The sequence below is a fragment of the Myxococcus virescens genome, from assembly GCF_900101905.1.
Lineage (GTDB): Bacteria > Myxococcota > Myxococcia > Myxococcales > Myxococcaceae > Myxococcus > Myxococcus virescens.
The window spans coordinates 215,233-223,095 of sequence record NZ_FNAJ01000014.1; the positions used below are offsets into that span (position 1 = coordinate 215,233).

7 protein-coding genes are annotated in these 7,863 nt (G+C 65.9%); 3 read left to right on the forward strand and 4 right to left on the reverse strand.

The window, feature by feature from the left end; all coding sequences use genetic code 11:
• Nucleotides 1–102 precede the first annotated feature (102 nt).
• Entirely contained in the window at nucleotides 103–1,608 is a 1,506-nt protein-coding gene (locus BLU09_RS30205) for an endo alpha-1,4 polygalactosaminidase (protein ID WP_090493582.1), read from the reverse strand.
• 298 nt (nucleotides 1,609–1,906) lie between these two features.
• Here BLU09_RS30205 and BLU09_RS30210 point away from each other — a divergent pair, with 298 nt between their 5' ends.
• A complete protein-coding gene (locus tag BLU09_RS30210) occupies nucleotides 1,907–3,028 on the forward strand; it encodes a sterol desaturase family protein (protein WP_244172141.1) in 1,122 nt (373 codons plus the stop codon).
• Nucleotides 3,029–3,049: 21 nt separating this feature from the next.
• Here BLU09_RS30210 and BLU09_RS39080 read toward each other — a convergent pair whose 3' ends face one another.
• Entirely contained in the window at nucleotides 3,050–3,766 is a 717-nt protein-coding gene (locus BLU09_RS39080) for a hypothetical protein (RefSeq protein WP_090493586.1), read from the reverse strand.
• Nucleotides 3,767–3,854: 88 nt separating this feature from the next.
• Here BLU09_RS39080 and BLU09_RS38935 point away from each other — a divergent pair, with 88 nt between their 5' ends.
• Nucleotides 3,855–4,091 carry a hypothetical protein gene (locus BLU09_RS38935; protein WP_167371179.1) on the forward strand — a complete coding sequence of 79 codons (237 nt, stop codon included), beginning with the start codon at nucleotides 3,855–3,857 and terminating at the stop codon, nucleotides 4,089–4,091.
• 194 nt (nucleotides 4,092–4,285) lie between these two features.
• Here the strand turns inward: BLU09_RS38935 and BLU09_RS30220 are convergent, their stop codons facing one another.
• Entirely contained in the window at nucleotides 4,286–5,089 is an 804-nt protein-coding gene (locus tag BLU09_RS30220) for a DNA alkylation repair protein (RefSeq protein WP_244172142.1), read from the reverse strand.
• A 1,051-nt stretch (nucleotides 5,090–6,140) separates the two neighbouring features.
• Between BLU09_RS30220 and BLU09_RS30230 the strand changes: the two genes are divergently transcribed.
• On the forward strand, nucleotides 6,141–6,518 hold the full coding sequence (locus BLU09_RS30230; protein ID WP_090493610.1) for a hypothetical protein: 378 nt from the start codon (nucleotides 6,141–6,143) through the stop codon (nucleotides 6,516–6,518).
• Nucleotides 6,519–7,548: 1,030 nt separating this feature from the next.
• On the opposite strand, the gene BLU09_RS30235 is transcribed toward BLU09_RS30230, so the two are convergent.
• Nucleotides 7,549–7,863 (reverse strand): IS30 family transposase (locus tag BLU09_RS30235; RefSeq protein WP_143043224.1); only part of this gene is annotated, 315 nt, incomplete at its 5' end.

Consider the following 7,863-nt stretch of genomic DNA (forward strand, 5'->3'; position numbering starts at 1 on the left):
AACTCGCGGGGCTGGCGGGCGGACGGCTCACGCAAGCAGTGAAGACGCAGCCGCCACCGGCGCCCCTCCCACTCGCGGAGGAGCGCCGGACGGCCTGAGCCGCTACTGCGGATCCCACCCCGCGTTCACCGTCATCCGGTCCAGCGCGCGCACGGAGACGTAGGGGACGAAGCCCGCCGCGCGTGAGCGGGTATAGGCGTCCGCGACGTGCTCGGCTTGAATGGCGTAGTCGGTGGAGAGCACCAGCTTGCCAGCCGCGCGGACCCGGGCGGCGTTCGTCCGGTTCTCCTCGCACCAGCCCTCGTCGCAGGCGTTGTCGTCGGACCAGTACATGTCCTCCATGCCCAGTCCGTCGATGGCGGGCAGGTAGGCGGGGTCATCCACCAGCTCGGGGGAGTTCTGGGGCATCACCTTGAAGGCCGGGTTGCGTGCCTTGGCGTACTGGTTGATGCGCGCGATGAGGGCCACCATCTTCCGCGCGAGGTCGGCGCGGTTGGTGCCCGCGGCGTTCGCGGGAATCTCCTCATACGTCACCACCATGTCCAGGTAGCACCCGGTGAAGCCCGCGGCGAGCGCCTGGTCGATGCGGCCCTGGACGATGGGCCACCAGCGCTCGTCCCAGTACTTCACGTACTGTTCGTCGGGCCAGCCGGCCACGGGGCCGAGCTTCAAGTCATCGGGCACCTGGGGCCACTCGGGGCGATACTCCTCGATGGCGCCAATCTCGAAGTACGCGAGCACCTGCTTGCCCTTGGCCTTGAGCGCGCTGATTTCGGCAGCGGTGAACCAGCCATCGGAGCCGTCGCGCGACAGCTCGACGATGGCGAGGTCGAACTTCGAGTCGGCAATGGTGTCGAGCTTCCCCTGGGGATAGTTCGTGAGCTGGTAGGTGAAGCTTTGGACGCCCTCCCACGACACGGGCGTGCCGGCGTCGGTCCCCGTTCCCGCGTCGGAGGAGGTGCCCGCGTCGCCAGGGGTGCCCGCGTCCGTGGGAGTCCCCGCGTCCGTGGGAGTCCCCGCGTCCGATGCGGCGACCTGGATGCGCACCACGAGCAGGTCCAGCAGCGACGCATCCGCCGTGGACGTCGTGCGGTAGCGCAGCTGCACCGGGCCTCCGCTGACGAAGCGCTGGGGAGACGTCAGCGCGAGCGACGTGGCGGTCCACCTCCAGGACTGCGCGAAGGTGTTGTCGCCCACCAGCACCCAGGCGCCCGCCGTGTAGTCCCACGCCTCGAACAGCCAGCGCATCTGCGACTTGAGGGGCCCTCGATAGTTGATGCCCACCTCGGCGGCGACGACGTCGGCGGCGCCCACGTCCGCGGGGAGCGCGTACGTGCACGTGGCGGAGGTGCCGGGGAAGAACTCGACGTACTCCGCCCAGCGGTCCTGCGTGCCCGACAACGTCTGCGTGTGCAGCCCCTGGACGGTCTGCCCCGAGCCGATGGAGCCGCTTTCGACCTGGAGACTGGTGCACGTCAAGGTCCGGGTAGCCGCGAGGACGGCCGTGTCCTCGCCCCGCTCCGCGCTGTCCGCGCTTCCGGAGGCACCACCACAGGCGAACAGCGCGATGCACCACAGACTCGTCCACCCTACTACCGCGACTCGCATGTGCGCTCCCTGTCGCCAGAGCCGGGCCCCGACCCGATGTCGATGCGCTCGGCGAACATGGCGGGCTTTAACTGCAGGCGCCCGGAATCAGCAACGCGATGTGGCGCGCGACACGCGACATTCAGCCATCTCCTGGAACATTCGTTCCTGTCTGGATGGAGTGGTGCGTTGCAGGTGATGGGGCCTGGCCTCGGGTGGAAGGTACAGGCGACCGCCGGAGCCAACGAGGCCGATGCTGGCCTCGGACAGGAAGTGGAATAGGCTTGCCCCAAGGCAATCTCCCTCAGGAAGACTCCTCTTGGACCTCCCCTTGACTCCTGCCCTGCGCATCAACCTGGGCAAGCGCGCTGGTGTCACCGGCGGCCTCCTGGGCGTGCTGTGCGTGTGCGTCGAATTCTGTTTTCTGTTTCCCCACTTGCTGGTGTCCAACGACGGCCGGGCCTTCTACGTGGAGCACCTGGGCGTGTTCCGGGGCATCCTCCAGGCCGCCATCGTCGCCACCTTCGCGCTGGGCGCATTCAGCGTGCTCACCTTGCGCTCCAAGGCGCATGGCGGCATCGCCATGCTGCTCGCGCTGGTGGCCATGCTGCTGGGCGGCAGCCAGGCGGAGCCACTCACCCACCAGCCGCGGGCGCTGAGCGCGGGCCTGGACTATTTCGCGCTGGAGCTCCTCGTGTTGGGGCTCCTGTTCATCCCCATGGAGCGGCTGTGGGGGCTCCACCCGCAGCGCATCTTCCGCGAAGGCTGGCAGACAGACCTCAAGCACTTCTTTGTCAGCCACGTGGGCGTACAGCTCATCTCCTTCGCGGTGATGATTCCGGTGCAGGTCTTCTTCTCCTGGGCGGTGCGCATGGACTTCCAGGCCCATGTGGCCGCGCAGCCCGTGTGGCTGCAATTCTTCGAAGTCCTCCTGGTGGTGGACCTGGTGAGTTACTGGGTGCACCGCGCCTTCCACCAGGTGCCGTGGATGTGGAAGTTCCACGCCATCCACCACTCCAGTCAGCAGATGGACTGGCTGGCCAGCTCGCGTTCTCACCTGGTGGACGTGCTCGTCAACCGGTTCGCGGGGTTCATACCGGTGTTCCTGCTGGGCTTCAGCCCAGCCGCCATCTATGGCTACCTCGTTTTCGTGTCCTTCCACGCCGTCTACATCCACGCCAACGTGAGCCACCGCTGGCCCTATCTCCGTTGGGTGTTCGCGACGCCTGAATTCCACCACTGGCACCACACGTCTGACGAGGAAGGCATCGACAAGAACTTCGCTGTCTTCCTGTCCTTCATTGATGCGATTTTCGGCACCGCGCATCTGCCCGAGCACTGGCCGTCGCGGTATGGAACGACGAAGTTCCAGCCTCCAGAGACCTACCTGGGTCAGCTCGCCTATCCGTTCCGACGGCACGAAGAAACGCCTTACGGATAGAATTGAAACTCGATTCCGGGTTCAAACGCGATGGCCGTCTTCTGTGTCGTCGGTGTCCGCATGGGCGCCTGCTCCGCCCATTCCGACGCCTCCAGCGCCACCACCGCCGGCACCTCCGCCGCCGCCCCCTCTTCCGCCCCCCTTGTCGCCGCCCTTGCCCCCTCCTCCGCCGCTGGGACGCAATGGGCCCTGGTCGGGAATCGCGAGTCCGTGGGGGATGGGCTCGAGGTCGAGCGCCCGGCGGATGAAATCGCGCAGCGATACGACCAGCCGCGCGGTGCCGACCTTGCGCCCGGCGACCATGTCCGCGGCAGCCTCCGCGGCGAGCCGCACCTGCTCCTCGGTGCCGAGCAGCATCACATCCGACAGCGCCGCCTCGACCGCGTCGCGCGTGCGCCGACGGCGTTCGAGCGCCGGGTGGTCGAGCGACGACGCCAGCACGAGGCCCTGGTCGGGCTCCTGTTCGAGTGGCTCGCCTGCCGCGAGCCGACGGCGCATGTCGCGCAGATGGGTCGGGTCCACGACGAGCTCACCGGTGAATGAGCCGCCGAGTGTCTTGTATGCGGAGATCAGCGTCTTCAGCCGCTCGTTGATCTGGCGGTTCTCGCGTTCGCGCCGGCGCTGCACGGTCTGCATCACGAGCAGTCGGATGCTGACGACGACCAGCGACACCAGCACGAGGCTGGCCAGCGTCGCCGCGAGGCCACGCCAGGAAGTGAAGTCGAGAGAGCTCATCATTGGCGCGACGATAGCGCGTCCATCGCGCAGTCGCCGCGACGCGCTCCCGTGTGCCGCTGACCTGCCTTGCTCAGGAAGTGCTGCCACGGTGGAGTCCTTCTCCCAGCAGCCCCCTGTGGCCGTAGTAGCGGCGGGCAATCACAAGCCGGACCAGGAGCGCTTCATCCTCCAGGTGAAGCAGAGCCGCTTCGGGTTGTGGCTCAACGAGGAGGGCACCGTGCGCGGCCAGGCGGAGCTGGGCTCCTGGACTTCGCCAAGCCCACGCCCACCGTGCTGGCGATGCCGCGACTGCGCATCGCACAGGCGAAAAGCCGCGTGGGCGTGAGCGCGCTGGCCACCGGGCTCACCTTCGCGAGCACTGGGGGCCGCCGAGGGCGGTGAGCCGCTCGCCGCCCATGCCGACCTCTTCACCGAGGGGCGCAATCCCCAAGCGCCGCGCTCCGGGTGAAGCAGGCGTGGTGCCGAGCCTGGTGCAGCCACGCCCCACAACGCCCTCCTCAAGCAAGGCGGCCAGGGACGTCAGCGCGCCCGCGTTCTGGCGGAGGGCTTCTTCGCGGCGCTCTTCTTCCTGGCCGAAGCGACCTTCGCCTTCGCGACTGCCGGCTTCCCTTCGCCGCGCGGTGCCTTCGCCTTTGCGGCCGCCTCCATCGCTTTTCGGGCTTCGGTCTTCTCACCTTTCCGCAGCGCGAGCGCCGCGGCGATCCACTCCGGTGCGTAGCTCGAAGTGCATCCCTTCGGAATCGGTCGCGGGTCCCAGCGACCGAGGCGCTCGCCGATAGCGATGGCCTCCGAGGTGTACGCGGGCAGGTGGAGGCCGATCCAGACCAGGCAGAAGTTGATGCCCTCCTTCACCCGGTACGGTGCATCCGGAAGCTCACGCTCGATGCGCTCGAGCGTCGCGCCTACGTCGAGTTCCTTCTCAAGGCCGCGCGCAATGCGCCCGGCAAGAAGCTTCCATCCGGCGCGGCGAGGGAGTTCCTTGCTGCCGTCCATCCACTTCTCCTGAAGCCTCGAGGCGACGGGCGCATGCACGAGCACGCGACCGACGAGTTCGTCGACCAGGTTCGGGTTCGAGAGTGGCTCGAGGAGCCCGCGTGCCTCCTTCTCAGTGAGCGCCGCGGGGTCGAGGAGCATGCACGCGAGGATGCGCGCATCGTGATTGCCGGTCCCCCACAGTTCCAGTCCGAGCCCGTGGTTCGTCCCCAACGTCGCTGCCAGGCTACGGATCTTGCCGAGCAGCACACCGAAGACGTTATCGACCACCCCGTCGCGCACGTAGCGCTGGCGCACCTTCTCGTCACCATGGCTCTCGAGCAGCTTCATTACCTGGGACAACGACATTGTTTTCGGCATGGGGAGCACCTCGACGGGCGGTGGATTGAGAGCGGCCGGAAGGGTGGCACGACAGGTGCCCACGGTCGAGGAGCGCTTCCGGGCACCGCCACCGCGCAGCTACGGAAGCGAGGGTGCGGCCATCCAGATGTGGCACCGTGGCCACGGGAACCGAAACGATGCAACCAGGCGCGCGTACCTAGCGCGTGTAGAGGCCCACCGCCGGGAAATCATCTGGCGAGCGCCCCCTCCGCTGCCGCCACTCAAGGCGGAAGCAAAGGACGAACAGGCGCCCTGGCAAGGTTCGGGGTCACCAATCGCCACCCATGCACTTGGTCGTTCCCCTTCTTGGAACTGTTCTCCGCCCTCAGGCACTCGATCCTCGTATAGGAGTGCGAGATATCGAGCAGATGTCCGCCACCCTCGGACTGTTAGAGGTGGCCCCACCACCTGGAGTTCTACGAGCCGCAGGAGTACGAGCGGCTGGTAAAGACGGCAGCGAGGCGGGGCTGCGGAACCGGGGAAACTTCACCGTGAGCGTGGAGCACAGGCGCCAAGATGAGGGCGACGCGGAGCCCTGCAAGATCAAGCAGGCGTTCAGCAGGGGAGAATCCGTTCCTTCTTGCAGGAAATTCCAGGTCCTGACCCCCGAAATGCAGTGAGACAACGGCAAGGAATGCGCCTGAACCATGGATGAACTACTTGCACTGCTCGGGCGCTACGCTCCCGGCTCCAGCGGTCAAATCGAAGGCTACCCAGACTTTCTCGTGGATGAATTGGAGGACGTCTTCGGTCGTCCGCTCCCAGCCGTCTACCGTCTCTTCGCCGAGGTCTTCGGGTTGCGTGGAGGGCCGCTCCTGGCCCATGTGCGCTCCTTCGACCCCATCCTCGATGTCGCCGAACTCTATCGGGTCGTGCCCAAGGGAGAGATGCCCCCTAGGCGTTTTCTCTTCATCTTCGGAGACCCCGACCCACTGGCCCCCATCATTACTGGCTCGACCTGGAGTCCCCTTCCGAAGAAGGAGACTGTCAGGTCGTGCGCATGCCCTTTGGTGCTGACGCATGGAAGACGAAGCTGCACCGGGAGGCCATCAGCATCCGGGAGCTGCTCTTCCTCTGGGCCGTGGAGCACGTCCACCTGCCCGCCCTCCCTCATCAAGCCAGCTATGTACGTAGGGAGGGACACTCGACTCCCAGCGCCGAGGACCTCGCGCGTCTCATCGAGAAGATGGGCTTCGCCCGGCTCCCCTATCCCCGCTACAGCCTACTCTTCGAGCGGGAGGGGGCCGCAGCACGACTGTACCGCCCTCCTGACAGCCCCCACTTCAACCTTCGCGTGGGCATGCAGCGTCCCAAGGAGCTGGAGCGATTCCAGATGCTCATTGAAGACAACACGGACCTGCGGAAGTCCCCATTCTAATCGGGGAGCCTGTACGGGCTCTCAGCACGTCGTTGGGCGGACGCTTACGGTGCTTCAACGCTGCCGCAATGGCCTCGCACGCTGGTCTTCGTACCAGGACACAGCACCTTCCCCCTGTGTCAGGGAAGTTGTCGCGTAAGAGGGTGAGCCAATCCGAGTCGTGCCTGATTTGGCGGGGTAGGTCCATTACCAGACCCGCGCGGCGGCGTTCTAACAGCGATCTGATGGAGTCCGCGAAAGGTCACGCCACCCAGATGCGATGCTCGGTCAACTGGCCGGATGAATCCCTCTCCAGTCGCACTCCGTACGCATCCCGTGGTCCGCAGTGACTTGCCGCGTACACCGCAGGCTCGCGACGATACGGAGCGACTTCAAGCACTCCGACCCTTGTCGCCAGTGGGGAGTACAAGGAAGAATGCTGCATGGAGCGGTGGCGCAGATAGCGCCACACGTCATGACGAACGAAACAGGAGTCGCTGAGGAACCAAGCCCCTAGCAGCGGCACAGCAATCCTGAGGCGTTCAAGTTCCTCATCACTCTCGATAGCCCCCCACAGCAGAACCCAGGTCCCCCAAGGACGCCTCCGCTCATCACGTGACGACCAGTCGGCCATCAGCATCCGGACCGCCTGCGCGATGAGCCATCGTCCTGGGTTGTCAAAGTCAGTCATGGGAGTCAGTGAAGTCTTGGCTCCAGGCGTCGAGAGAGCAAACTCGTCCACGGCTCGTTGTACCGATGACCCACTCCAACAAACAGGGCTCCCATCCATCCTATACTTCGCGCCAGCAAGCTTCGGATTAACGGGACGATCGGCACGACCACGAAGAGCCGTTTGCTCGCCAACCCCAGACTCTAGACGTGACGCCCGGCATCGAACAGCTTCACCAGACCATCGCCCAAGGCGTGTACAACAAGCTGACGACGGCTGGGTTCAGGCCACCTATTCGTACCTGGCCATCACCCTCTTCTCCGAAGAAACCGGCCGGTACCCCCTCGCCGACGGGCAGCAGCGCTCCTTCGCTCGGCGGTTTCAGCCGGTCATCGCAACACTTTGAGCGAATACCTCTGCGGGGGTACGCCAGTCGAGTGTCTGGCGGGGGCGGGTGTTGAGTTGATGGGCGACGGCGTCGAGTTGGGCGCGCGACAGGCCGCTCAAGTCCAGGCCCTTGGGGAAGTACTGGCGCAGTAGTCCGTTGGTGTTCTCGTTGCTGCCGCGTTGCCACGGGCTGTGGGGGTCGCAGAAATAGACTTGGACGTCGGTGTCGATGGTGAAGCGCGCGTGCTCGGCCATCTCCTTGCCCTGGTCCCAGGTGAGGCTGCGGCGCAGGGCCTGCGGCAGCTGGCC